This is a genomic window from Amycolatopsis sp. NPDC003676 (genome assembly GCF_053587275.1).
On sequence record NZ_JBSFNS010000030.1, the window covers coordinates 1 to 24630 of the forward strand.

At 70.1% G+C, this 24630-nt stretch carries 23 protein-coding genes; 8 read left to right on the forward strand and 15 right to left on the reverse strand.

Annotated elements, in window-relative coordinates:
• Nucleotides 1-31 precede the first annotated feature (31 nt).
• Genes ACWDNU_RS19475 through cbiE form a run of 6 tightly spaced genes read right to left on the reverse strand, consistent with a single transcriptional unit; the run spans nt 32 to nt 7434 of the window.
• A complete protein-coding gene (locus ACWDNU_RS19475) occupies nt 32-3121 on the reverse strand; it encodes an arabinosyltransferase domain-containing protein (protein WP_449669898.1) in 3090 nt (1029 codons plus the stop codon).
• An 18-nt stretch (nt 3122-3139) separates the two neighbouring features.
• Nucleotides 3140-3799, reverse strand: coding sequence for a 5,6-dimethylbenzimidazole synthase (gene bluB, locus ACWDNU_RS19480; RefSeq protein ID WP_370935202.1), 660 nt, complete (start codon nt 3797-3799; stop codon nt 3140-3142).
• Entirely contained in the window at nt 3796-4524 is a 729-nt protein-coding gene (locus tag ACWDNU_RS19485) for a cobalt-precorrin-6A reductase (protein ID WP_370935203.1), read from the reverse strand. Before ACWDNU_RS19485 ends, bluB begins: the two co-directional genes overlap by 4 nt.
• Complete coding sequence (locus ACWDNU_RS19490) at nt 4521-5531, reverse strand: Gfo/Idh/MocA family protein (protein ID WP_370935204.1); 1011 nt, start codon at nt 5529-5531, stop codon at nt 4521-4523. Before ACWDNU_RS19490 ends, ACWDNU_RS19485 begins: the two co-directional genes overlap by 4 nt.
• On the reverse strand, nt 5528-6289 hold the full coding sequence (gene cobM / locus ACWDNU_RS19495; RefSeq protein ID WP_449669899.1) for a precorrin-4 C(11)-methyltransferase: 762 nt from the start codon (nt 6287-6289) through the stop codon (nt 5528-5530). The genes ACWDNU_RS19490 and cobM overlap by 4 nt, the downstream gene beginning before the upstream one ends.
• Nucleotides 6286-7434 carry a precorrin-6y C5,15-methyltransferase (decarboxylating) subunit CbiE gene (gene cbiE, locus ACWDNU_RS19500; protein ID WP_449669900.1) on the reverse strand — a complete coding sequence of 383 codons (1149 nt, stop codon included), beginning with the start codon at nt 7432-7434 and terminating at the stop codon, nt 6286-6288. The genes cobM and cbiE overlap by 4 nt, the downstream gene beginning before the upstream one ends.
• Before the next feature lie 70 nt (nt 7435-7504).
• Between cbiE and ACWDNU_RS19505 the strand changes: the two genes are divergently transcribed.
• The 4 genes from ACWDNU_RS19505 to cobC are packed head-to-tail and all read left to right on the forward strand — an operon-like array spanning nt 7505 to nt 12471.
• Complete coding sequence (locus ACWDNU_RS19505) at nt 7505-9493, forward strand: putative cobaltochelatase (protein WP_449669901.1); 1989 nt, start codon at nt 7505-7507, stop codon at nt 9491-9493.
• A complete protein-coding gene (cobO, locus tag ACWDNU_RS19510) occupies nt 9493-10107 on the forward strand; it encodes a cob(I)yrinic acid a,c-diamide adenosyltransferase (RefSeq protein ID WP_183125040.1) in 615 nt (204 codons plus the stop codon). The genes ACWDNU_RS19505 and cobO overlap by 1 nt, the downstream gene beginning before the upstream one ends.
• The gene (locus tag ACWDNU_RS19515; protein ID WP_449669902.1) at nt 10101-11453 is read left to right on the forward strand and encodes a cobyrinate a,c-diamide synthase; all 1353 of its coding nucleotides are present in this window, start codon (nt 10101-10103) and stop codon (nt 11451-11453) included. Before cobO ends, ACWDNU_RS19515 begins: the two co-directional genes overlap by 7 nt.
• Nucleotides 11446-12471 (forward strand): Rv2231c family pyridoxal phosphate-dependent protein CobC, encoded by a 1026-nt coding sequence (gene cobC, locus ACWDNU_RS19520; RefSeq protein WP_449669903.1) that lies wholly within the window; start codon nt 11446-11448, stop codon nt 12469-12471. The genes ACWDNU_RS19515 and cobC overlap by 8 nt, the downstream gene beginning before the upstream one ends.
• Here cobC and ACWDNU_RS19525 read toward each other — a convergent pair.
• Nucleotides 12449-13594, reverse strand: coding sequence for a hypothetical protein (locus ACWDNU_RS19525; protein ID WP_449669904.1), 1146 nt, complete (start codon nt 13592-13594; stop codon nt 12449-12451). The two genes, cobC and ACWDNU_RS19525, sit on opposite strands and share 23 nt — an antisense overlap.
• Nucleotides 13595-13762: 168 nt before the next feature.
• On the opposite strand from ACWDNU_RS19525, the gene ACWDNU_RS19530 reads away from it, so the two are divergent.
• The gene (locus ACWDNU_RS19530) at nt 13763-14137 is read left to right on the forward strand and encodes a DUF7878 domain-containing protein (protein ID WP_449669905.1); all 375 of its coding nucleotides are present in this window, start codon (nt 13763-13765) and stop codon (nt 14135-14137) included.
• Between the two features lie 227 nt (nt 14138-14364).
• On the opposite strand, the gene ACWDNU_RS19535 is transcribed toward ACWDNU_RS19530, so the two are convergent.
• The 3 genes from ACWDNU_RS19535 to ACWDNU_RS19545 form a co-directional block, all read right to left on the reverse strand.
• Entirely contained in the window at nt 14365-15123 is a 759-nt protein-coding gene (locus tag ACWDNU_RS19535; protein WP_449669906.1) for an adenosylcobinamide-GDP ribazoletransferase, read from the reverse strand.
• A gap of 439 nt (nt 15124-15562) precedes the next feature.
• Nucleotides 15563-16576, reverse strand: a complete 1014-nt coding sequence (gene cobT / locus ACWDNU_RS19540; protein ID WP_449669907.1) for a nicotinate-nucleotide--dimethylbenzimidazole phosphoribosyltransferase — start codon at nt 16574-16576, stop codon at nt 15563-15565.
• 10 nt (nt 16577-16586) lie between these two features.
• Entirely contained in the window at nt 16587-17192 is a 606-nt protein-coding gene (locus ACWDNU_RS19545; protein WP_370935215.1) for a bifunctional adenosylcobinamide kinase/adenosylcobinamide-phosphate guanylyltransferase, read from the reverse strand.
• A 36-nt stretch (nt 17193-17228) separates the two neighbouring features.
• Between ACWDNU_RS19545 and ACWDNU_RS19550 the strand changes: the two genes are divergently transcribed.
• Complete coding sequence (locus ACWDNU_RS19550) at nt 17229-18197, forward strand: cobalamin biosynthesis protein (protein ID WP_449669908.1); 969 nt, start codon at nt 17229-17231, stop codon at nt 18195-18197.
• On the forward strand, nt 18194-19672 hold the full coding sequence (locus tag ACWDNU_RS19555; RefSeq protein ID WP_449669909.1) for a cobyric acid synthase: 1479 nt from the start codon (nt 18194-18196) through the stop codon (nt 19670-19672). The genes ACWDNU_RS19550 and ACWDNU_RS19555 overlap by 4 nt, the downstream gene beginning before the upstream one ends.
• A gap of 4 nt (nt 19673-19676) precedes the next feature.
• Here ACWDNU_RS19555 and ACWDNU_RS19560 read toward each other — a convergent pair whose 3' ends face one another.
• The 3 genes from ACWDNU_RS19560 to ACWDNU_RS19570 form a co-directional block, all read right to left on the reverse strand.
• On the reverse strand, nt 19677-20234 hold the full coding sequence (locus ACWDNU_RS19560; protein WP_449669910.1) for a DUF4190 domain-containing protein: 558 nt from the start codon (nt 20232-20234) through the stop codon (nt 19677-19679).
• Nucleotides 20235-20307: 73 nt separating this feature from the next.
• Complete coding sequence (locus ACWDNU_RS19565; protein WP_449669953.1) at nt 20308-20940, reverse strand: response regulator; 633 nt, start codon at nt 20938-20940, stop codon at nt 20308-20310.
• Nucleotides 20941-20942: 2 nt separating this feature from the next.
• Complete coding sequence (locus ACWDNU_RS19570; protein WP_370935220.1) at nt 20943-22037, reverse strand: sensor histidine kinase; 1095 nt, start codon at nt 22035-22037, stop codon at nt 20943-20945.
• Nucleotides 22038-22208: 171 nt separating this feature from the next.
• Between ACWDNU_RS19570 and ACWDNU_RS19575 the strand changes: the two genes are divergently transcribed.
• The gene (locus ACWDNU_RS19575) at nt 22209-22673 is read left to right on the forward strand and encodes a phage tail protein (RefSeq protein ID WP_449669911.1); all 465 of its coding nucleotides are present in this window, start codon (nt 22209-22211) and stop codon (nt 22671-22673) included.
• Here ACWDNU_RS19575 and ACWDNU_RS19580 read toward each other — a convergent pair.
• Entirely contained in the window at nt 22657-23895 is a 1239-nt protein-coding gene (locus ACWDNU_RS19580) for a hypothetical protein (RefSeq protein WP_449669912.1), read from the reverse strand. The two genes, ACWDNU_RS19575 and ACWDNU_RS19580, sit on opposite strands and share 17 nt — an antisense overlap.
• 55 nt (nt 23896-23950) lie before the next feature.
• Nucleotides 23951-24154, reverse strand: a complete 204-nt coding sequence (locus ACWDNU_RS19585) for a hypothetical protein (protein ID WP_449669913.1) — start codon at nt 24152-24154, stop codon at nt 23951-23953.
• Nucleotides 24155-24630 lie beyond the last annotated feature (476 nt).

Here is a 24630-nt window from a genome sequence, read left to right on the forward strand (position 1 = left end):
GGTTAGAACCGGCATCGCCACTCACGACGTCCTAGCGCGTCGGGTCCTTGCCGTTCGGCTGCGAAGGCCCGGGCCCAGGCGACCACCAGCCCCACACCGTCTTCTCCCCGTGCCGCACCGTCGGCGCCACCCCGGTCGTATACGGCTCGATCTGCAGCAGCTGGCCCCACGACTGGTACGGCTGCCCGTTCAGATAGCTCGGCACCTCGGGCTCGTCCGCGATCTCCTCGAGCCAGCCGTTCGGGCCGCCGTTGGTGCTGGACGCCCATTTCGCCTCGTCGGCGAGCTGGCCGGGGGTGATGCGGTAGTCCGGCATCGCGGAGATGCCGTCGTGCGAGGTGACCGGGTTCGCGCACGGGTACACGAACGACGCGGGCCAGTCGATGTACACCGATTTGCCCGCCAGCTTGTCGGTGAGCGTGGTGAACGTCGGCACGCGCGGCGCGGACGCGGCGATCCAGCCGTCCTCGGTGAGGTCGTTGTCCACCATCACGATCCGCACCGACGTGGTCTCCGGCGGCAGGTCGCGCAGGTTGATCCGGGTGTCGTTCCAGCCGCCGGTGCCCGCGCCGGGCGGGAGCGCGAACTGGCTGCGCAGCACGCGCACGCCTTCGGGAGTGTTGACGCCGTACTCGAGGCTCACCGACGCCGGCCGCCTCGGCTGGCTCGCGGTGGCGACCACGATCTGGCCGTTCTCGGTGCGGTCGGTGAGCGCGTACCAGTCGCTGCGCAGCCGTCCGGCGCGGGTCTGGGTGTCGAGGTAGCTGCTCCACATCGGGACCTGGTCCTGCTTGAACCCGTGCGGCGGCTCGGCCAGCGGGTCCTTGTCGTCGACCGGGCTGGTGTGGAAGCCGGTCTGGACGCGGCCGTTGTCCTGGTCCGGATTCGGCAGCGGGTTCGGCGGGTTCTGCGTGACCGGTTTTTCCGGCACGGTCCGCTGGTCGGGCTGCGGGTGCAGGATGCTCTTCGCCGCGTCGCGCTCCACCATCACGTGGTCGGACAGGTTGCAGCTCTTGCCGAACAGGTGCCCGATGTTGGCCGCGCCGAGGCTGTAGCTGTCGCGCTGGAAGTAGATCGCCGCGCCCATCGTGTAGATCTCGCCCGCGGCGACCAGGCCGCAGACCACGACCAGCGACAGCGAACCGAGCCGCAGCGACCGGCTCCGGCCTTCCTGCGGCGCCGGTCCTGGCCGGTGCGCGCGGATGTTCTCCACGAACGCGTAGATCCCGGCGACGGCGGCGGCCCCGAGCAGGATCGTCGACAGCGGGATGCCGCCGATCGAGGGTGCGCCGGTCGTCCACGGCACCCCGATCTTCGAGACGAACCAGTACGCGTTCGGCCCGGTCGCGGCGAGTGCGCCGACCACCAGCAACACCGCTAGGAACGCCGCGCGGTTGCGGTTGGAGCGCAGCACCGTCGAACTGGTCGCCAACGCGGTGAGCGCCGCCATCGACGCGCCGACCGCGGCGAACGCGCCGAAGTGGTGCGTCCATTTCGTCGGGGTCAGTGCGAGCAGCAGGAAGAACAACGCGGTGGTGCCGATCAGCCGACGGCTCGGCCCGAGCGCCGCACCGGGGATCCGGCCCCGGCGCAGCAGCACCACGAGGCAGGTGACCGTGCAGAGCAGCACGAGCAGCACCGGGAAGCGGCGTGGAGCGGAGCCGTCCGGCAGGTTCTCGAACAGCAACTGGTACCGCGCGAGTTCCTGGAACCACGACAGGTTCGGGCCGACCGCGGTGCGGATGCGGGTGGCCTCCTGGACCGTCGCGAACGTCTGGTCGGCGAACATCACCACGAGCACCAGGAAGCCGGACGCGAGGATCGGCGCGAGCATCGGCAGCCAGCCGCTCGACGACCGTTGCCGGACCAGCTTGAACAGCGGTTTCCCGGCGACCAGGAAGGGGGCGACCGCGATCAGCCCGGTCGGCGTCGCGGCCAGGGTGAACGCGGCCGCGGTCAGGCCGAGGCACAGCGGCAGCAGCCGGCGGGTGACCAGCGCGCGTTCGACCGCGCAGATCGCCAGCAGCGACCCGAGCGCGGCGACCGGTTCCGGCCGGACGCCGTTGTTGTAGGGCATCCACCAGACCAGGAACACGGCCGCGGCGGCCCAGCCGGCCGCGCGGCTGCGGCGGACCTGGGTGCCCAGGCGCGGCATCACCTCGCGGCTGATCAGCAGCCAGCTGATCACGCCGAGCAGGTACGAGGGCAGCCGGATCCACGGCGGCACCGTGCTGACGTGCGTCATCAGCTCGTACAGGTGATAGAACCAGCCGAACGGGGCCTCCGCGACGCCGAACCAGCGGTGGTAGTTCGTGAGGTATCCGGTGGCCTCGGTGACCCTGGCCATCGTGAGGATGTAGCCGTCGTCGGAGGTCACCGGCCCGATGAAGACCCACGCGCCGAGCACGCCGAACACCGTCGCGTCGCGGCCGGTGAGCCGCCACCAGCCGACCGGGGCCCAGCGCGGCGCGCGGCGTGCGAAGCCGGAGTCCATCCGCCACACCGCGATCAGGCAGCCGAGGAACGACAGCGCGGCGAGGATGCCGACGACGATCTTCAGCGTGGTCGGCGAGGTCTGGTAGCGGGTGTCCGGGACGACCGACACGTGCAGCCCGGCGATCGGGTCGCGCGCGGAGGTGATCGAGGAGTAGATGCCGAGCACGCGCGGCCGGACGTCGCCGGTGGTGTGGAAGATCGGGGTCTTGCCGACCGAGAGCGTCATCTGGGTCGCGTCCGAGTCGAGCGTGACCGAGCAGCCGGTCTGCGGGAGCGGCTGCTGCGAGATCTGCTGGCCCTGGCTGGACGCGAGCAGCACGCCGTTGTCGACGCGCAGTTGCAGGCCGACGCCGTTGGCCGCGTGCTTGCCGGTGCGCCCGTCCGGGACGGTCGAGAACAGCAGCGCGGGGCCGTTCGTGCGCGCGTCGAGCGAGCGGATCGTCTCGCAGGGCAGTTCGGCCTTCAGGTCCTGTGCCCAGTACCCGGTCAAGGGCGCGTTGACGGAACGCGTGTCGGAGGCGGTGGGCCAGACGACTTCCGCGGTGTCCTGCACGACCGGCAGGAAGGGATAGGCCAGGGCGCACAGCGCCGAAAGCAACCCCAGCACTACGGCAATCGGACGCATTAGAGGGAATCTATTGGGTCACTGGTGACGCCGTTGCGCTGACCCCTCGTCGCGCGGGGTGAAGCGCTCGTGGTGTACCGCGCTGGCCAGCGGCGCGCGGCTGCGCCAGCCGTGCCGTTCCAGGTCGGGGACCTCGGCCAGATTCGTTACCGGTCCTACACAAAGCCAGGCCACCGGGCGGATCCCATCGGGGATGCCGAGCAGCTTCGCGAGCGCGGGTTCGCGGTAAAAACTCACCCACCCGACGCCGAGTCCCTCCGCCGTCGCGGCCAGCCACAGGTTCTGGATCGCCAGGCACACCGAGTACAGCCCGGCGTCGGCGATCGCGTGCCGGCCGAGCACAGCCGGGGCGCCGCGCTGCTCGTCGTAGGTGACGACGATGCCGAGGCTCGATTCGCGGATGCCCTCGACCTTGATCTTGGCGAAGGTGTCCGCGCGCTCGCCGTCCAGGGACGCGGCGAACACGTCGCGCTCCTCGTGCACGTGGCGGGCGAATTCCTCGCGTGTGCTGGGGTCGCGGACCAGCACGAAGTCCCATGGCTGGCTCATCCCGACGCTCGGCGCGGCGTGCGCGGCCTCGAGCACCCGGGTGAGGACGGCGTCGTCGACCGGTTCGCCGGTGAACTCGGCGCGGACGTCGCGGCGGCGGTGCAGGACGTCGTAAAACAGTTCATTCATTGGTTGAGCACCCATTCGACAGCGGCGGCTACGTCCGCGGTTTCCGTTGTGGACGGTCGGGGCGGACGGCGCACGACGACCACCGGCAGGCCGAGTTCCCGCGCGGCGGCCAGCTTCGCGCCGGTCATCGCACCGCCGCTGTCTTTGGTGACCAGGACGTCGATGTCGTGCTCGGTCATCAGCGCGCGCTCGTCGTCGAGGCGGTACGGGCCGCGGTCGAGCACCACCTCGTGCTGGCGCGGCAGCGGCTGGGCGGGCGGGTCGACGCAGCGGATCAGGAACCACAGCGGGTCGAGGTCGGCGAATGCGGCCAAGCCCTGACGGCCGCTGGTGAGGAACACGCGGGTGCCGAGGCCGGGCAGGAGCGTGGCGGCTTCTTCGAGGTCGGCGGCCCAATGCCAGCGGTCGTCTTCCGTCGGCTGCCAGCCGGGGCGCGCGAGTCTTAGGAGCGGAATGCCCGCGGCTCGGGAGGCGTGGAAAGCGTTGGCGCCGATGCGTTCCGCGAAGGGATGCGTGGCGTCGACCACTGCCCGCACACCGTTTTCGCGCAGCCAGGTGGTGAGGCCGTCGACGCCGCCGAACCCGCCGATCCGCACTTCGCCAACGGGCAGGCGGGGTCGCGTGACACGTCCGGCCAGCGACGAGACCGCCTTGACGGCGCGTTCGTGCAGTTGGGCGGCGAGGTCGCGGGCTTCCGCGGTGCCGCCCAGGATCAGGACGGTCATCGCCCGTATCCGACAGCCGTGCGCCACCGGTCGAGGGTGCGCATGTTGGCGAGCGTCTCCGCCCAGGTCAGCTCCGGGCCTTGCCGGTCCGCGACGTGCGCGGCGACGTAATCCGCTTCCCGCGCGTAAACCCCTTGGGTGGCTTCGATTTCGATGACCTCCGGCTCGCCGTCCGACGGAGTCAGCACGATCGTCGACACGCCCGGCGCGCGCAATTCGTGGATCCACGCGGGCTTCGGTACATAGAGCTGGCCGGTGGTGCCGTAGATGCGGATGTGGTCGTCCTGCGTGAGCAGGTAACCGCAGGACAGCTGGGCGATGATGTCGCCGGGCAGCCGCAGCAGGCCCATCGCGAACTCATCGACGCCGCTTTCGGTGAGCCGCGCCATGCCGGTGACGCGCGTCGGCTCCACTGCTGGAATTCCCGTCGCGGCCTGGGAAACCAGCCGGGCCAGGGAGGTGCAGTAGCAGCCGACATCGAGGATTCCGCCGCCGCCGAGCGCGGGGTCGCCGAGGCGGGCCGCGTCGTTCTCGTCGGAGTCGAAGCTGAACGTGACGTCCACCGCCCGGACTTCGCCGATCGCGCCGCATTCGATCAGCTCGACCAGCCGCCGGGTCTGCGGGTGGAGCCGGTACATGAACGCTTCCATGAGGAAAACGTCGTTGCGGCGCGCGGCATCGATGACTTTCTCCGCTTCAGGCGCGGCGATCGTGAGCGGCTTCTCGCACAACACGTGTTTGCCCGCTTCGATGGCGCGGATCGCCCATTCCTCGTGCTGCGCGTGCGGAGTCGCGACGTAGACCGCGTCGACGTCCGGGTCAGCGAGGAGCTCCTCGTAGCTGCCGTACGCCTTCGGAATTTCGTACCTGGTCGCGAAATCGCGCGCCCGCTCGGCAGTGCGCGAGGCCACTGCGGCGAGCACGCCGTGGCGGCTTTGCTCGACGCCAGCGGCGAATTCGGCGGCGATAGTCCCGGTGGCCAGCAGGCCCCAGCGCAGTTCGGTCACAACGACTCCGGTTGGCTCGCCCGATCGCGGGTGCTCGAATACAGGAAACTGTCCGGGAATCCGCCCGCGGCGAGGACCCGTCCGACGAAAATCGTGGCCGCGCGGGTCATTCCGGCGGATCGCGCTTGACCGGCGATATCGGAGAGCGTGCCGCGGACCACCGTTTCCCCCGGCTGGCTGGCCAACGCGACGACGGCGGCGGGACAGTCCTCGCCGTAGTGCCCGGCGAGTTCTTCGGTGACGCGCTCGATGTGGTTGATCGCCAGGTGCAGCGCGAGAGTCGTGCCGGAGCGGGCGAAATTCGCCAGCGTTTCGGTGTCCGGCATCGCGGTGGACCTCGCCTGCGCGCGCGTGATCACGAGGCTCTGCCCGATACCCGGGACGGTCAGTTCGCGGCCGAGCACAGCGGCGGACGCGGCGAAAGCCGGAACGCCGGGCACCATCTCGTACGGCACACCTGCCGGTTCCAGCCGCCGCACCTGCTCGGCGACCGCGCTGTACAGCGACGGATCTCCCGAACACAGCCGGGCGACGTCGTGCCCGGCTCGATGCGCGTCGATCAGCTTCGCGGTGATTTGGTCGAGGCTGAGATTCGCGGTGTCGACGCGCTCGGCGTTCGGCGCGCAGTAGGCGAGCAGGTCGGTCGGCGTCATGCTGCCCGGGTACAGGCACACCTGGCAGCGCGCGAGCAGGTCGCGGCCGCGCACGGTGATCAGGTCGGCCGCGCCCGGTCCGGCGCCGATGAAGTAAACGGTCATTTCCAGCTCCACTGCGTGACTGCCCGGGACGGCGTCCATCCGGTGAACCCGCCGAGCGGTTTCGCGTGCTCCACGGAGATCCGTTGCAGCTCCCCGCCGTGCCGGGCGTAGGCGGCGGCGAGGATCTGTTCGGCTTCGAGGGTGACACCGTGCGCGACGATCCGGGCGTCGGTTTCGACACACTGGCCGAGGACGCCGGGCACGGTCAGGCCGCCGCCGATGAAGATCGCGTCCGGACGGGGGAGTTCGGTCAGCGCTTCGGGCGCCGGGCCGGTGACCACCTGTAATTCCGGTACGCCAAGGGTATTGGCGTTGCGCTGGATGCGTTCGGCGCGCGCCGGATCGCGTTCGATCGCGACGGCGCGGTTCAGCGGATGCGCGCGGGACCATTCGATGCCGATGCTGCCCGCGCCCGCTCCGACGTCCCAGAGGAGTTCGCCTGGGTTGGGCGCGAGGCGGGCGAGAGCGGACGCGCGGAGGTCGCGTTTGGTGAGCTGGCCGTCGTGCTCGAAGGCGTCGTCGGGGAGACCGATGAGCGGGAAGCCGGGGCCGTTGCAGAGCACGGCGAAGACGGTGAGCGGGCCGGGGTCGTGGGTCCAGCCGTCGGAGATCCGTTCGTCGTCCGCGCCGAGGTTTTCCAAGGCGGTAAGGGCGGAATCGCCGTAGCCGCGGGCTTTGAGCAGCTCGCGCAGTTCTGGTGCGGAACCGCCCAGGACCAGCAGTTTCCGGTTAGGTGCCAGCGCTCGCGCGACGCGGTGGACGGCGCGGCCGACGACCGTCACGACCTCGGTTTCCTCGAACGCCCAGCCGAGCCGCGCGCGGGCCAGTGTCACTGAGGAAACGGAAGGGTGGACTTCGAGCGCGTAGCCGCGGTCGCGGAGGGTAGCGGCGATGCCGGACAGGAACGGATCACCGCTGGCCAGCACACACACTTGCCCGATCTGCTCGCTCAGGATCTCGTCGAGCGCGGGCAACAGCGGGCTGGGCCAAGGTTGCGTGCGGAGGTCTTCGGGCAAGGATTTCAGTTGCCGTTCCGCGCCGAGCACGACGTCCGCCCGCCGCACGGCGTCGCGGGCCGCGGGGGTGAGCCCGGCCCACCCGTCGGCCCCGATCCCGACCACAGTCAGGGGTGATTCTTCGCGCACGATTTCCCACCCTAAGCGAGAGCTTGCCTGTGCGATGATCGGCCGGACGCCGACCCACGAGGGAGTGCTCTTGAAGCCCTATCCGTTCACCGCTGTCGTCGGGATGCCGGACCTGCGTCTGGCGCTCGTCCTGTCCTCGATCTCGCCCGCGGTCGGCGGGGTGCTGGTGCGGGGCGAGAAGGGCACCGCGAAGTCGACCATGGTGCGCGCGCTCGCCGGGCTGCTGCCGGGCGTCGACGTGGTGGACAGGTGCCGGTTCTCGTGCGACCCGGTGAGCCCGGACCCGGCGTGCCCGGACGGCCCGCACGCGGCGGGCGTTCCCGCGCACCGGCGGCCGGCTCGGCTGGTGGAACTGCCGGTCGGCGCGGCCGAGGACCGGGTCGTCGGCTCGCTGAACCTGGAGAAGGCGCTGGCCGAGGGCGTCACCGATTACCAGCCCGGCCTGCTGGCCGCCGCGCATCGCGGGCTGCTGTACGTCGACGAGGTCAACCTGCTCCACGACCACCTGGTGGACACGCTGCTCGACGCGGCGGCGATGGGCCGCGCGACAGTCGAGCGCGAGGGCGTTTCCGTCTCGCACGCGGCGCGGTTCGTGCTGATCGGGACGATGAACCCGGAGGAAGGCGAGCTGCGGCCGCAGCTGCTCGACCGCTTCGGGCTGACCGTGGAGGTCGCGTCGAGCCGGGATCCGGAGCAGCGCGTCGAGGTCGTCCGGCGACGCCTTGCCTACGAAGCGGATCCGGACGGTTTCGCGGACGGTTACGCCGCGTCGGACGCGGCGTTGGCGGCGGAGATCGAGGCGGCGCAACGGCTTTTGCCCTCGGTGAAGCTGCCGGACGAGGCGCTGCGGCAGATCGCCGAGGTGTGCGCGTCGTTCGAGGTCGACGGCATGCGCGCGGACATCGTGACGGCGCGGACGGCGGTCGCGCACGCGGCGTGGGCCGGACGTGGCGAGGTGACTACGGAGGACATCCGGGTCGCGGCGCGGCTCGCGCTGCCGCATCGGCGGCGGCGGAATCCGTTTGACGCACCGGGGATTTCCGAGGAGCAGCTGGAACAGGCGTTGGAGGATTCTCAGCCGCCCCCCGAGGGACCTCCTGAGGGGCCGGACGACGACGGTCCTTCCGGCGGCGGGCCTGGCCCGGACGACGGCGGGCCGATTCCGGACGACGGCGGCCCTTCCGAGGGCGCTCCGCCTTCCGGGCCTTCCGAGCCGTCGGGCAATGGGTCTTCGCCGCAGAAGACGGTCGGTGCCGGGGATACGTTTCGCGCACGGGTATTCCGGGTGAAGGGCACTGGCGAGGGCGAGCGCGGCCGCCGGTCGCGCGCCATCACCGACACCGGCCGGACGATCGGCGTGCAGCCGCCCAGCGTGCGGGACGGACGTCCGCACCTGGTCGCGACGATCCGTGCCGCCGCGCCGCATCAGCAGACGCGGGGCCGGTCCGGACCAGGCTTGGAGGTGCGCTCGCCGGACCTGCGGTTCGCGCTGCGCGAGGGCCGCGAAGGCAATCTGGTGCTGTTCTGTGTGGACGCGTCGGGCTCGATGGGCGCGCGAGCACGGATGCGGGAAGTGAAGACCGCGGTGCTTTCCCTGCTGTTGGACGCTTACCAACGGCGGGACAAGGTCGGTCTCGTCACGTTCCGTGGCGCGGACGCCGAACTGGCGCTCCCGCCGACGATCAGCGTTGAAGCCGCCGCCGCCCGGCTGGACGGTTTGCCGACCGGCGGACGCACGCCGCTCGCCGAGGGATTGCTGGAAGCCGCGCGAGTGCTGCGGGTCGAAGCGATCCGCGATCCGCGGCGTCGGCCGTTGCTGGTGCTCGTCACCGACGGCCGCGCCACGAGCGGCTCCGACGCGGTCGCGCGCGCCAAGGCCGCGGCGGGCTTGCTCACCGACGTGACGACGATCGTGATGGACTGCGAGACCGGCCGGATGCGGCTTGGCCTGGCCGCGGAATTGGCGGGACACTTGGGAGCCGAGCACGTGCCACTGTCCGATGTGGCCGCTGAATCGCTGGCCTCGGCAGTGCGCGAACGGACGGGGAGGGCTGCCTGATGCCACAGGGAAAACCGGCTGTCGTGCCGAAGGACGGGCTCACCACGCGGCAGCGCCGCAACCGTCCGCTGCTCGCCGTGCACACCGGCGAGATGAAAGGGAAATCCACCGCTGCGTTCGGAATGGCGTTGCGCGCGTGGAACCAGGGCTGGTCGATCGGCGTGTTCCAGTTCGTGAAGTCGGCGAAATGGCGCGTCGGCGAGGAAGCCGCGTTCAAGGCGCTCGGGAAGCTGCACGACGACACCGGGCAGGGCGGTCCGGTCGAATGGCACAAAATGGGCGAGGGCTGGAGCTGGTCGCGCAAGCAGGGGTCCGAAGAGGACCATGCCGCCAACGCCCGGGAAGGCTGGGCGGAAATCAAGCGCCGGCTCGCCGCCGAAACGCACGATTTCTATGTCCTGGACGAATTCAGCTACCTGCTCAAATGGGGCTGGCTCGAGGTCGACGACGTAGTGTCCGCTTTGGCCTCGCGGCCCGGGCACCAGCACGTCGTGATCACCGGCCGCTATGCGCCGCCGGAGCTGATCGAAGCCGCCGATCTGGTCACTGAAATGACGAAGGTGAAGCACCCGATGGACGCCGGGCAGAAGGGCCAGCGGGGGATCGAGTGGTAGCACGGGTCGTCATTGCCGCGCCCGGGTCCGGGCACGGCAAAACCACCATCGCGGCCGGGCTCATGGCCGCGTTGCGCAGCGCCGGGCACACCGTGTCCGGGCACAAGGTCGGCCCGGACTTCATTGACCCCAGCTACCACTCGCTGGCCACCGGCCGTCCCGCGCGGAACCTCGACCCGTTCCTGCAGGGCGAGGACACCCTGGTTCCGTTGCTGCGCCACGGTTCCGCGGGCGCGGACATCGCCGTGATCGAAGGCGTGATGGGCCTGTTTGACGGCGCTTTGGGCACCGAAGGCTACGCGTCGACCGCCCACGTCGCGCGGCTGCTCGACGCCCCGGTCGTGCTCGTCGTCGATGCTTCCGCGGCCTCGCGCAGCGTCGCGGCGACCGTGCTGGGGTTCGCGCAGTACGACACTCGCGTCCGGCTCGCCGGGGTGATCCTGAACAAACTGGGCTCGCAGCGGCACGAGGACGAGATCGTCACCGCACTGGAGGCCACGGGCGTGCCGTTGCTGGGTGCGTTGCGGCGCAACGAAAACGTGCACGCGCCGAGCCGTCATCTCGGCCTGGTCCCGGCCGCCGAGCGGGCCGCGGAGTCGCAGCGGATGCTGCCGGAACTGGCGGCCTGGGTCGCTGCCGGGGTCGACCTCGAAGCCGTCGTGCGGGTAGCGCGGAGTGCTCCCGCGCTGACTGGTCCTTTGTGGAATCCAGGCCCCGTTTTCGACGGTCCACGTGCGACCATCGCCGCCGCTGGCGGTCCGGCGTTCACCTTCCGCTACGCCGAGAATCTTGAACTGCTGGCCGCTCGCGGCATCGACGTAGTGGACATAAACCCGTTGCGGGACAAGGTTTTACCGCCGGGCTGTGCTGGCCTGTACTTCGGTGGCGGTTTCCCGGAAGTGCATGCCGCCGAGCTTTCGTCCAATGTGGAACTGCTCGCGGCCGTCGGTGCGGCTATCGACGCGGGCATGCCGGTCAGCGCGGAGTGCGCAGGCTTGCTGTACCTGTGCCGTTCACTGGACGGCCTGCCGATGGTCGGTGCCGTCGCCGCGGACGCGACCATGACTTCGCGCGGGAAACTAGGTTACCGCCGGGCTGTCTCGGTGGCGGACAATGTGCTGGCAGCAGCCGGACAGCGGGTCACCGGACACGAATTCCATCGCACCGAAATCACTCCCGCACACGGGGAAACCGCCGCGTGGGGCTGGGATCGCACCCTGGACGGATTCGCTTCGGAATCGCTGCACGCTTCCTACTTGCACGTCCATTGGGCCGGGCATCCCGAGCTGGCGGACCGTTTCGCGTCCCGGGTGCGTGCGCATTCCCTGGCAGTGGTCCATGGCTGATTACGACCTCCACCACCACGGCGACCGCGAAGTCGGCGACGGCCTCGTCGACCTCGCCGTGAACGTCCGGCTCCCGGCCCCACCCGCCTGGCTTCGCGCGGAACTCGCTGCCGCCCTGGACGACCTGGCCGCCTACCCAGACCCCACCCGCGCCGCAGAGGCCGTCGCCGCCCGACACGGCCGGGATTTCGCCGACGTGCTGGTAACCGCCGGTGCCGCGGAAGCATTCACGCTGCTGGCCTCGCTTCCGGCCAAGCATCCAGTGGTGGTCCACCCGCAATTCACTGAACCGGAAGCCGCTTTGCGCGCCGCCGGACACTCGGTCGACCGGGTCATCCTGTCTGAAGTGGACGGCTACCGGCTAGATCCGTCGCTGGTGCCCGCTTCCGCCGATCTGGTCTTCCTCGGCAATCCGACCAACCCGACCTCGGTCCTGCACCCAGCCGCTTCCGTGCGTGCCCTGGCGCGCCCCGGCCGGACGCTCGTGGTCGACGAAGCCTTCCTCGACGCCGTCCCCGGAGAGGTCGAAAGCCTTGCCGGAGAACGGATCCCAGGCGTCGTAGTCTTGCGAAGCCTCACCAAGACGTGGGGCTTGGCAGGCTTGCGTGCCGGATACGTCCTCGGCGAACCATCGCTGATCGCGCGCTTGCGCACGGTGCAACCACCCTGGTCAGTGTCCACTTTGGCCGCTGTCGCGACGGTCGCCTGCTGCCGCCCCGCCGCTCTGGAAGAAGCCGAAAAGCTAGCCGCCGCCGCGGAAGCCGACCGCGACTACCTGGAATCCGGCCTGTCCGTACGGGGAATCCCCGTACTCGGTATCCCGCGCGGCCCCTTCGTGCTGATCCGCGTCCCTGGCGGCGCGGACGTCCGATTGCGACTGCGCGAAGCAGGCTACGCCGTCCGCCGAGGCGACACCTTTCCAGGGTTGGGCCCAGACCACCTGCGCATCGCAGTCCGCGACCGAGCAACGACGGATGCTTTCCTTGCCGCGCTGACTAATGGTTCTGGAGCGCAGTGAATTCCTCAAGCCAAGCGTAATTCGGCGCTGCGGTGCCGTCGGGATTCTTCTGGACGGTCGCCCGCGCGAACACGCTGTTCAGCAACCACGGCGGCGTATCCGGACCGAAGTCCGCGCCCTTGAGCGCGGCAATGCCCTGATCGATCCCGTAGGCAGCGACAGCGAGCTTGCCGGTCGCACGGAACTTCGCCATCTGGTCGGTCAGGAAGTTCTTGTTGTGCTCGAACCACGGACTGGTGCGGAGAAAATCGTCCCACCGCGCCTTGGGGAACGGCTGATGCAGCGCGTTGCGGATGACCTGCCAGACCTTGGTGTCTTTGGGCACGTGATACTTGTCCGCGTATTCGGCCGAGATTCGATCGGTGAGGTGCTTCTTCCACAGCTGAACCAGCGAAAATTCGGTGACGAGGAACTTCTTGCCGCCCAGCTTGGGCAGGGTGTAATCGAGAAACGCCTGAACCTGGTCCGGTGCACCGACGTGCGGATGGAGGTCGGTGCCTTCGATTTCCGGCGTCTCGCGGACGTACTTCAGCCAGCGCTCGGTGCCCGCGCCGGTCCACTGAGGATCCTCGAGGTTGTTGAGCGCTCCCATGTACAGGAGCGTCTTTCCCTCGCGCTGCTTGATCACCTGGGCGGCGATAGTCTCGTAGAATTCGTTGAGCGCGCCGTTGTTCCAGTCGGACTTCGGGCATTCGATGAACGGCTCATTGCCGATCACGAGGATGTCGACCTTGTCCATGACCGCGGGCAGCACCTTGTCGACCCGCGCGAGATCGGCCCGCATCGCCGGAGTTCCCGGGCGCGGAATCGGTTTATGGGAATCAGGAAAGTACGGGAACTTGAGCGACAGCACGGTGCCGTACTGGCGATCGGCCGCCTGCAGCAACGTCTTGATCGTCGGGTTTTCGGCGGCGTCGTGCTTGTCCAGATCGGGCATCGCGGTGAACCCGCGCACCCACTTCGCGGCGGACCGCTTGAGCTCGTCCCAGCCCATGGTGTCCGGATCGGCGTTGAAATTCGCCCCGAGCGCCCCGTCCGCCTTGGGCGCGGCAGTGTTCGGAGCTGGACTGTCCGGTGCCGAACCGCAGGCAGCAGTGGCGAGAACCGAAAAACCGGCGGACAACTGGAACAGCCGGCGCCGAGTAAGGCGCGCGGATACGGGTGAGCTGGGTGCCACGAGGTCCCCTCGGTCATACGTCGCGGACACTCCCTTGGTAACACGAGTCGTGCTCGCGTCGCAGCCTGGGACTGCCCGGCCTTTGCCGGTAGGATGGCGTTCTGGGGGATTTGGGTGTCTTTGGTGCAGGGGGCGACGGTGGAGTTCACGTACTCCCGTTTCGACACTTCGGATCTGAATTACCGGAGTTCGGGCGACGTCTTCGTCAACGTCGAAGCCGACCTGGAGGTCGTGGACGACGGGACCGTCCTTTGTGCCTGGCAGTCGTTCCCGGTGGCGGAACTCGCCGTGGCGCTGCGGACGTGGAAGGCAAGCTCGGAGGCGGACCGGCGCGACTTCGAGTTCCTGTCGCTTTCGCTGGAAGCACGGTGGTCGCTGCGGATCTGCCGCGTCTCCGACGGCTGGCAGGCAATCGACGACTTCGCGCGGCGGGTGCGTGCGGATTCGGTGCGTACGGAGGGGGCGTGGATCGAGGAGTTCCTGGTATGACGCTGAACTCGGCTGAACGTGCGGTGCTGCGCCGGGTCCTGGCCGGTCATCCGGTGCTGCTCGCGCGGAAGTCGTCGAGACCTGGGCTCCGGGTTGGCTGAGCGTTGATCTCGCGGTGCCCGATGCCGTCCCGTACGCGATGTGAGCGGTGTGTTTCCCCGGCGCGCCTTGGTGCCGGATGTCGGCGAGATCCTCGTGTGGGTCACCCGGGGAAGTGCTTTCCTGATTCAGGCGCTCGCCAGTAACGTCGCGGCCACCGCCACCTCGACGCACCCGCCGAGGACGTCGCCGGTTACCCCGCCGATGCGCTGGACGCACCGGGCCAGCAACACCGCTGCCGCCGCGTAACCAAGCACCACCGCGAGAACCCCACGCCACCACGGCAATCCCGGCGTCACCGCGGCACACCCCGCCGCGAGCACGAACACCACGGCGGCCATGACTACCGGAACCGATCCGGCGACCGTCGCGCCCAATCCCTCCGGCCGGGCCGAGGGGACCCCTCGTGCGCAGCACAGCGAGAGCACACACCGTCCACAGAGGACGGACAGGACTGCGGCGGCGATCCCGTGTCCGTGCGCGATCGCGCCGGTCAGCGCGCCGGCTTGGACGAGCAGGACGAAGAGCAGCGTCGCGACCCCCGTCGGCCCGGAGTCGCCGCGACGCATGACGTCGAGGGCTTTCGCGCGGTCGTAGGAGGCGCCGAGTCCGTCCGCGGTGTCGGCTAGGCCGTCGAGGTGCAGTCCGCGGCTGCCCAGTGCTACCGCACCCAGCGCCAACGCGGCGATGGCCAGCGCGGGGAGTCCGATCGCGACCCCGCCCGCCACGATGAGCCCCGCCACCGCGGCGAGCGGGAGCGCGGCGAGCGGGCCGAGTGCCATCGCCACGCCCGCGACCCGCCGATCGATCACGCGCGGGGCGGGGACCGGGACGGTGGTCAGGGTGCCTACGGCCAAGCGGATGCCGTCGCTCAGCGGCGGCGTCACGGCTCGCGCCTCAATGCCGCGTTGGGTGCGTGGGATGCGCCGAATGCCGCGTTGGATGCGCGGAACGCAACCAACGCCGCATTGGGTGCGTGGGATGCGCCGAATGCCGCGTTGGGTGCGCGGAACGCAACCAACGCCGCATTGGGTGCGTGGGATGCACCGAATGCCACATTGGGTGCGTGGGATGCACCGAATGCCGCATTGGGTGCGCGGAACGCAACCAACGCCGCATTGGGTGCGTGAGATGCACCCAATGCCACATTGGGGCGGCCCCCGGCGAAGCGAACTCCGAGCCGGTCCGCCCCCCGAGCCCGGTGCCGAATACCGGCTCGAATCTCAAGCCGGGCCGCCGACCGAATCCCGGCCCAACGGCCGCTCCGAACCGCAGTACGAAGACCGGACCCCGACCCCGGCAAACCCCGTGCCCCGAACAAACCCGTCACCCGAGGTCCGCCAGCAAACCCATCTCCGCGATCACCGCGCGCGCCGCCCGCAGCGTCGGCACGGCCTGCACCGCCCCGCTGCCTTCCCCGAGCCGCAGGCCCAGGTCCAGGATCGGCGTCAACCCCAAAGCCTTCAAAGCAAACGCTTGCGCGGGCTCCGTCGAACGGTGCCCGGCCAGCCACCACTGCTCCGCACCCGGCGCGATGTCCCGGGCCACCAACGCGGCCGTCGCGGAGAAAATCCCGTCCAGCACCACCGGGATCCCGCGGACCGCAGCTTCCACGAGGAACCCGGCCGTCGCGGCGAGGCAGGCGCTGCCCAGGGCGGTCAGGCGGTCGAAAGCATCCGTCACGGAGCGGCGTGCGAGAGCAGCGGCAACGACCGAAGTCTTGCGCTCCAAAGCCTCCCCCGACACGCCAGTCCCGGTCCCGACCACCTCGGCAGCGGGCAGGCCCAAAACCGAAGCCACCACCACCGCACAGACAGTCGTGTTGCCGATGCCCATGTCGCCAGGAATGAGAACGTCCGCAGTGGACTCCGAAGCAGCGATAGCGCGACCCGCCTCAAAAGCCGCAAGCGCCTCGCCGGGGGCCAAAGCGTCTTCGACGTCGATGGCTCCCGAACCGCGGCGGATCTTGTGGGCGGTGACTTCGTCGGGAACGTCCGCGGCGTCCCAGTCGACCGCGATGTCGGCGACCCGCACGGAAGCCCCGACCTGCGCCGCGAGCACCGTCACCCCGCTCCGCCCGGCCAAAAACACCCGCACCATCGCCGCCGTCACCTCGCGCGGGTACGCCGACTGCGCCGACACCCCGTGGTCGCCGGCGAAGACGACCACGCGGACGTCGTCCAGCGGGCGCGGCGGGACAACGCCGTGCGCGGCGCTCAGCCACGCCGCGAGTTCTTCCAGCCGGCCGAGCGAGCCGACCGGTTTGACCAGGCCGTCCAGCCGCTCCAGGGCGGTGGCGCGGGCGGCGGCGTCCGGGACGGGGATGGCGAAACGCGGCACGGCTAGCTCCTCACGGAAGGTCGAGCGCCCGCCCGGCGACGATGAGCGAAACGCGGTCGCTGTCGGCGGACACCCGGTTGTTGAGTGCGCCCAGCACATCACGGAACAGCCGCCCGGACACCGTTGCGGGCACCACACCGCTGCCGACTTCGTTGCTGACCGCGACGATCGGCACCCGTGCTTGGCTCCAGGCGGCGAGGAAATCCTCGAGCCGGTCGTCCAGTCTGCGCTCCCAGCCCGTTTTGCCCGTCCACGCGCCGACCTCGTCGAGCACGCGCGACAGCCAGGTGCCGAGACAGTCGATCAGCAACGGGCTGGTCGCGTTGCGCAGCACGGTCGCCAGGTCGGTGGTCTCGACCGTCGTCCAATGGCGCGGGCGGCGGGCCCGGTGCGCCTCGACGCGGGCGGCCCATTCCGGGTCGTCGGCCGACGGGGGCAGCCCGGGAGCGACGTACACGAGGTGGGGGTGGTGCGCGACGAGCCGTTCCGCGTGCCTCGACTTGCCCGAGCGAACCCCGCCGAGAACGAGCACCTTGCCGTCGTCGCGTCCGTACCGGCGGAGGGCCTGCGCCAGGGTTTCGAGAGACCCGGCGAGCCGGTGCGTCAGCTTGGTCATACCCGGCATTCTCTCCCTAGCGCTACGGTTCGCCACGTGCCACTCCGACAATCCGCCGCGGCGGCCGGGATCGTTGCCGGATACGCCGCCGACGCGTGGTTCGGCGACCCGCGCCGGGGCCATCCGGTCGCCCTCTTCGGCACCGCCGCTGGCCAGCTGGAACGCTGGTGGTGGGCCGATTCCAAGCCGCGCGGAGCGGCCTACGCGGCGGTCTGCGCGGGGTCGGTCGCCGGGCTGGGATTTCTTGTCGAACGAGCCGTGCAGGACCGGCCAGGTGTCCGATTTGTCCTGACCGCCGCCGCGACGTGGGTCGTCCTCGGCGGCCGCGGGCTCGCCGCGGAAGGGCACGAAATGGCGCGATTACTCGAATCGGGTGAATTGCCCGCCGCCCGGCAGCGGCTCAGCCACCTCTGCGCGCGCGACGCCACCGGCCTCGACGCGGCCGAGCTGACCCGCGCGGCCACCGAATCGATCGCCGAGAACACGTCCGACGCGGTGGTCGCGCCGCTGCTGTGGGGCGCGGTCGCGGGCGTGCCGGGCCTGCTCGGGTACCGCGCGGTGAACACGCTCGACGCGATGGTCGGCTACCGCTCGCCGCGGCACCGCAATTTCGGCTGGTTCGCCGCGCGCGCCGACGACTGGGTCAACCTGGTGCCGGCACGGGTCGGCGCGGTGCTGACGGTGCTGTCCGCGCCGTTGGCCGGCGGGCACGCGCGGTCGGCCTGGCGTGCCTGGCGACGGGACGGGAGCGCGCATCCGAGCCCGAACGCGGGCCAGGTCGAGGCCGCGTTCGCCGGGGCGCTGGACATCCGGCTCGGCGGCACGAATACGTACCACGGCGAGGTCGAGCGCCGGGGCACGCTGGGTGACGGACGTCCGCCGGGGGCGCGCGATCTGCGCCGAGCCGTGCGGTTGTCGCGGCTGGTGGGAGCGGCGGCGTTGGCGGTCTCGGCCGGGATCGCGATGAGCGGGTCGCGGAGCGCAAGGATTACGGTGGCGAAATGAGCGGGCTGCTGATCGCCGGGACCACCTCCGACGCCGGGAAAAGCCTGGTCACCGCCGGACTCTGCCGGTGGTTCGCGCGGCGCGGGGTGCGGGTCGCCCCGTTCAAGGCGCAGAACATGTCGAACAACTCCATGGTCTGCGCGGACGGCGCGGAGATCGGCCGCGCGCAGTGGGTGCAGGCGCGGGCCGCGCGGGCGGAGCCGGAAGCGGCGATGAATCCCGTGCTGCTCAAGCCGGGCAGCGACCGGCGCAGTCACGTCATCGCGCTCGGCAAGCCGTACGGCACCCTCGAAGCCGGGGAGTACGCGACCGGCCGCGCCGGGCTCGCGGAGATCGCCTTCGACGCGTTCGCCCAGTTGCGGCAACGGTTTGACCTCGTCGTCTGCGAGGGCGCGGGCAGTCCGGCGGAGATCAACCTGCGCTCCGGCGACTACGTCAACATGGGCCTCGCGCGGCGGTTTTCCCTGCCGGTGCTGGTGGTCGGCGACATCGACCGCGGCGGGGTGCTCGCCGCGATGTTCGGGACGCTCGCGTTGCTGTCGGCCGAGGACCAAGCCTTGGTGGCGGGCTGGCTGGTCAACAAATTCCGCGGCGACGTCGGGTTGCTGCAGCCGGGGTTGAACAGCCTGGAGAAGGTCACCGGACGGCCGGTGCTGGGCGTCCTGCCGTGGCTGGACCGCGTGTGGATCGACTCCGAGGACGCCCTCGCCGCAGCCGGATGGCGGCACGAAGCCGCGCAACGCGGGTTGCGGGTGGCAGTGGTCCGGTTCCCGCGGGCTTCCAATGCCACTGACGTGGACGCGCTCGCGGCCGAGCCGGGCGTGACGGTGAGCCTGACTGCTGATCCGGACACCGTTGCCGCCGCGGATCTGGTTGTGTTGCCGGGCTCTCGGGCCACTGTGGACGATCTGAACTGGTTGCGTGCGCGAGGTTTGGCGGATGCGGTGACCGCGCGGGCCAAGGCGGGGCGTCCGGTGCTGGGGATCTGCGGCGGGTACCAGATGCTCGCGGAGTCCATTGAGGACGATGTCGAATCGGGTGCCGGTCTCGTCGAAGGGCTGGGGCTGCTGCCGACGCGCGTGACGTTCGCGGGGGAGAAGGTGCTCGGCCGCCCGAGTGGCGAATGGCGCGGGCATCGGGTGGACGCGTACGAGATCCACCACGGCAGCGCCGCCCCGGCCGACGCGGAGTCGTTTTTGGACGGTTACCGCGTCGGTTCGGTGTGGGGCACGACGTGGCACGGTGCGTTGGAGAACGACGGGTTCCGTCGTGCGTGGCTTACCGAAGCGGCGGCACAGGCGGGTGTCGAGTGGCAGGCCGCCGAAGGTGCGCCGGGGTTCGCGGACTTGCGCGAGGACATGCTGGACCGGCTGGCGGACGCGATTCAGTCCGAAGTGGACACCGGGATGCTGATGGCGCTGGCGGAGGCGGGCGCACCCGGCGGACTGCCGTTCGTGCCGCCGGGAGCGCCTTAACCGGTCAGTGCACGACCCGGCCGGTGGTGGGGAAGTCAGTCTCCAAAGTGCACACCGTGTGCTGATCTGGTGAGTCCGATGTGGACGGCTGCCGTGCGTTCACGTGAACGTAGTCCGGCGGGACGCTGCTGGCGAAGTACTCCTTGGCTTGGGCCGCGCAGGCGTTGACGAGCGAATCGCCGCTGGGTGCCAGACGGAACACCTCGATGTCGTGCGCCTCCTCGCACGAGACGGGGCTGGCCTTGGTGCCTGAGCGGAAACAGTCGCCGGGGCTGGCCTGGAACAGCGGGTCCGCTGAAGGACTGGCCACCGCGAGCCCGACCAGGAGCACCGCCAGCCACGCGCCGCTGATCGACAGCCCGGCGATCGCGAGACCGCGGCCCGGGTTGCCGAACACGCGGATCTGGCGGAGCGCGATGATCCCGAACGCGATGCTCAGCGGCAGGCTGAACGCCGGGAGGGCAAGGACCAGCGACGCGATCGCGAAGCCGTTGGTGCCGCGCGGCTCCATCGGCGGCGGTGGCGGCGCGTCTTCGTAGCTGGGTCCGGTCGGCGGCAGCATGGGGGTCCCCTCGAAATGGCCCCCCGACCCGGCGTCGAGCATAGAACCTGGCAACCCGTTGCGGGGTAACGATTCAGGCGAGCCCGGCGTCGTGCACGAGAATCGCGACCTGGGTGCGGTTCGCCGCCTCGGTCTTGGCCATGATCCGTCCCAAGTGGACCTTCACAGTCGCCTCGCTGAGCCCGAGCCCGCGGGCGATCTCGGCGTTGCTCGAACCCTGCGCGACGGCCACGGCGACCTCGCGTTCGCGCGGCGTCAGCGGTTCGAGCCGGGCGCGGGCGGGCGTCGGCGTGGCGGCGGTGGCGAAGTGCGTCAGCAGCCGACGGGTGATCGAGGGCGACAGCATCGCCTCGCCGCTGCCCACCACGTGCATCGCTTTGACCAGCTCGCGCGGCGGCGTGTCCTTGAGGAGGAATCCCGTGGCACCGTGGCGAAGCGCCTCGTGCACGTACTCGTCGAGGTCGAACGTCGTCAGCACGACCACCGCGGGCGCGTCCGGTTCGGCGGTGACCAGGCGCGTCACCTCCAGACCGTCGACCTCGGGCATCTGGACGTCGGTGAGCACGAGGTCCGGCCGGTGCTCGCGGACCAGCGCGAGCACTCCGCGACCGTCGCCGGCCTCCGCGACCACCTCGATCCCCGGATCGGACTCCAGGATCATCCGGATGCCGCTGCGCACGAGCACCTCGTCGTCGATCAGCAGGATTTTCAGCACGTTTCCTCCGCTCGCAGCGGGAACGCGGCCCGCACCCGGTAGCTGCCCGCGCCGTCCGGACCGGCGCGGAGCGTCCCGCCGGTCAGCGTCGCGCGTTCGCGCATGCCGATCACCCCGTATCCCGCGCCCGGCAGCCCGGCCGAATCGGCGAGCGGGTTGGCCACTTCGACCACCAGTTCATCGTCGGAAGTGGACAGTCGCACGTCGATTGTCGTTCCAGGCGCGTGTTTCGCGGCGTTCGTGAGCGCCTCCTGCACGATCCGGTACGCCGCGCGCCCGGTCGGATCGGGCACGTCCGGCATCGGATCCGGCAGGTCGGCGCGGACCTGCGCGCCGGCGGCGGCGAGGTCGTCGGCGAGCTGGCGGACGCCGCCCAACGTCGGGTCCGGCAGCGAGCGCGGTTCCGGACCGTCGTCGCGGAGCACCTGCAGGATGTCGCGCAACTCGTTGAGCGCGGCGGAACTCGATTCGCGGATGATCTCGGCGAGCTGCACGGTCTCGTCGTCCTTGGCCCGCACGGAAAGCGCGCCCGCCTGCAGCGCGACAATGCTGACCCGGTGCGCGACGACATCGTGCATCTCGCGCGCGATCCGCCGCCGCTCCGCCGTCACGGCCCGCTCGCCGAGCAGGTCACGCTCGCGTTCGGCCTGTTCCGCGCGGTCGCGCAGGGCAGCGAGCAAGGCCGCGCGCTGGTGCATCCAGAGTCCGGCCAGCGTCGGGACCACGACCATCATCACGAGCGCGAGCCCGAAAGACTTCCAGTCCGGCAGGCTCGACGGCCGCGAAAACGACACCATCAGCCCGATTTCCGCCAGCACCGCGACCGCGGTCGGCCAGCGGAGCCCGCGCAGCGAAGCGACCGTGTAGAGGGTGACTGACGTGCCCCAGAACGGCGGCGTGACGAGCGCGACGCCGACCGACACCAGCATCGCGCTCAACGGGAACCGGCGGCGCAGCAGCACCGCCGCGAACATCACCGCGACCGCGACCGGCCAGAACCACGGCCGGTCCGCGTCCGGCAGTTCGCCGGCCAGCGTCAGGCCGAGCACGGCGAGCGCCACGGCCAGGTCGATCAGGTGGTTGCGCACCAAGCCACCGTAGGCCTTGCCCGAAATTCCCCCACCCCGTGGTCTCGTGAGCGTTCGCCCTGGTGGGAACCGGCCTGGCCACTCACGAGGGGGTCGCGCGGTCGCGAACGGCCGCGAACGCGAGGTACTCTCCGGTCGTTGCGATCAGACCCAGCCCGGGGAGTGCGGATCATGTCCTACGCCGTCGATTTCACCACCGTGTCGACAGTCGGCCTGGAGTCTTCCCCGGTCGCGGACGCGCTCGCCGGGCTGCGGGCCAACGAGGCTCGCTACTTCAAGAACAAGTACGACCACGTGTTCACCGTTGAGCCTGCGGCCGAGGTTCCGGAGCTGATCGACTACGTGCACCGGATTCTCAAGGAAGAACGCGATCTCGTCATTTCCTCGCGGCCGCTCGAGGCGACCGAATTCGAGGTCGACGGCATCCGGATGACGTACGTCTTCTACGAGAGCGGCCTGTCGATCAACGTCATGTACACCCTTGCAGACGGCGGCAAGCGGGCCGTCGGGTTCAAGCTCTCCGACGGGATGGACGTCCCCGAGGAGCTCGCCGACAAGTTCAAGTTCGCGCGCCAGAAGTCGAAGCTCGCCGGGACGATCCGCGGGTCCTACTTCGTCATCAAGAACGAGCACTGACCCGCAACGCGGCGCTGCGCAGGCACAACAGCAGCGGGAGAGAACTGTCGTCGCGCAGCCGGGGCGGCAATGCGTTCGCTTCGGCCAGCGGCACGCCGTCGGCCAGTTCTTGGCCCAGCGCGGCCAGGTCGATCTCCAGGACGGTGACTCCGGCGCTGTAGAGCCGTTCCGCGCCCTTCGCCCGGCGGCTGGTGAGTTCGGTGCTGTCGACGGACAGCCGCGTGACGCCGAAGAATTCCGGTTTCGCGCCGCGTTCGAGCCAGCGGGCGAAGCCGGTCAGCCGCGTCTCGGAGACTTCATCGGGCCGGACGGCCGCCTCTTCGCACAGTTCGCGTTCCATTCCGGCGCACACCGCGGTGTGCAGGGTCCGGCGGGTTCCTCCTTGCGCGGTAAGGAGGTCTCGCGGTTCGAGGCTGCCGCTTCCGGACGGGGCGAGCAGCAGTCCGCTGGCCGAGTTCCGGGCCGACTGGCGGACGACGACGAGCAGACCGTCCGAAGTGAACGCGATCGTGGACACGCCGACGAGGTCGGCGAGTGTGCTCGCGGCGAGGGTGCGCAGGGCACCGGAGGAGTCGGTCAGCTCCTCGTTGCGCAGGTCGTATTCGCGGCCGTCGGCGGAGTTCGTGATGCGCAGGGACGCCAGTTCGTTGCTGCAGACCGCGTCGAAGAACCGGGCGCGATGCAGGACGATCGGTGCTGGCCGCGCTCCGGTGACCGGCAGTGGTTCGCCGCGCATGCCGACGATCGGGCCGTTGAACAGCAACCGGCCGCGGGCCCGCAACGGCAGCACGTGCGGTGCGGTGGCCTTCAGCTTCGCGGGCAGCCGGTACGGATCCTCGGCGACGGTGATGCCGAAGGTGGTTTCGGTGAGCGCCGCGTCGATGGCGTCGCTGACCAAAGCCGTGCCCCGGGAGGGAATCGCCAGGTACTGCGCGTCGGGATAGGCGCTCGGCGGCGGCGTGTCCGCGATCGGGAACGGCGCGACGATCGCGGTGAACTCGTAACCGGCCCAGCGTTTCCGCAGCAAGCGGATGTCTCGCACGAGGGTCAGCAGACCGAGCAGGAGCGCGACGATCGAGATCGCCACGCCGAACGCGCTCGGCAGGATCGTGACCGCACCGAGCACGACCCCGAGCGCGGACACGGCGACCGGCCATTCCCCGGCACCGACGAAGAAGAGATAGTCGGCCGTGGCCCGGGCCCGGCGGGTCAGTTTTCCCATCGCCGCACTGTTTAGCACGGATCGGGCCGCCGGGTCACCGGATCGAGTGAGTTGGTTAGAGGGAGATCGTGCAGTAGAGGTGGTGGCCTTGCGCGGCGGCGCCTGCGGCCAGCGTGGCGAGTTCCTTCAGGAACGCGATGACGTCCTCGACCTCGGCGTCTTCCTCGTTCTGCTCGACGAAGGCGGCGGCAGCGGTTCGGAGAGCAGCGTCGTCGGCGGCAGCCAGTGCGTCGCGGAAGGAGTTGGCCAGCGACAGCACCGCAGCAGCTTCCCCGTCTTCGAGGAGCGCGATGTCCCGGCCGCGGTCAGGCGGCCGTGGTGTCGTCCACCGCGACGAAGTAGTCGTATAGCACCAGCCGAGAATAGCGAAGCAAACCCGTTGTGCTACAACGAAAACTTCTCACCGAGTGCAGCTCATTCGCCCAACGTGCCACGAAACTCCCGTAACCCATCGATCAGCGCCAGAATCGACGGCGGGGCGTAGCGGTCCGGTCGTCAGCCCGCGTACAGCGGCACGGTAAGCGGCACGAGCCCAGCGCGAGTCAACGGACCTTCACCGGACGCAATAAGAAGGGCGGGTGCGACGCCGTTGTCACACCCGCCCGGCAGCCGGGACCAGCGCGGCGGCAGTGACGCACCCGTCCCGAAACTGAACGGAGCGAAGCGCGGCGGCAGTGACGCGCTTGGCTCCGAGACTGAACGGAGCGAAGCGCGGCGACGCTGCCGCACTTGGCC

Coding starts and splice junctions, on each gene's coding strand:
- ACWDNU_RS19475 (WP_449669898.1), bottom strand. CDS start 3,121: ATGCGTCCGATTGCCGTAGTGCTGGGGTTGCTTTCGGCGCTGTGCGCC.
- bluB (WP_370935202.1), bottom strand. CDS start 3,799: ATGAATGAACTGTTTTACGACGTCCTGCACCGCCGCCGCGACGTCCGC.
- ACWDNU_RS19485 (WP_370935203.1), bottom strand. CDS start 4,524: ATGACCGTCCTGATCCTGGGCGGCACCGCGGAAGCCCGCGACCTCGCC.
- cobM (WP_449669899.1), bottom strand. CDS start 6,289: ATGACCGTTTACTTCATCGGCGCCGGACCGGGCGCGGCCGACCTGATC.
- cobO (WP_183125040.1), top strand. CDS start 9,493: ATGCCACAGGGAAAACCGGCTGTCGTGCCGAAGGACGGGCTCACCACG.
- cobC (WP_449669903.1), top strand. CDS start 11,446: ATGGCTGATTACGACCTCCACCACCACGGCGACCGCGAAGTCGGCGAC.
- ACWDNU_RS19545 (WP_370935215.1), bottom strand. CDS start 17,192: ATGACCAAGCTGACGCACCGGCTCGCCGGGTCTCTCGAAACCCTGGCG.
- ACWDNU_RS19555 (WP_449669909.1), top strand. CDS start 18,194: ATGAGCGGGCTGCTGATCGCCGGGACCACCTCCGACGCCGGGAAAAGC.
- ACWDNU_RS19560 (WP_449669910.1), bottom strand. CDS start 20,234: ATGCTGCCGCCGACCGGACCCAGCTACGAAGACGCGCCGCCACCGCCG.
- ACWDNU_RS19575 (WP_449669911.1), top strand. CDS start 22,209: ATGTCCTACGCCGTCGATTTCACCACCGTGTCGACAGTCGGCCTGGAG.
- ACWDNU_RS19580 (WP_449669912.1), bottom strand. CDS start 23,895: ATGGGAAAACTGACCCGCCGGGCCCGGGCCACGGCCGACTATCTCTTC.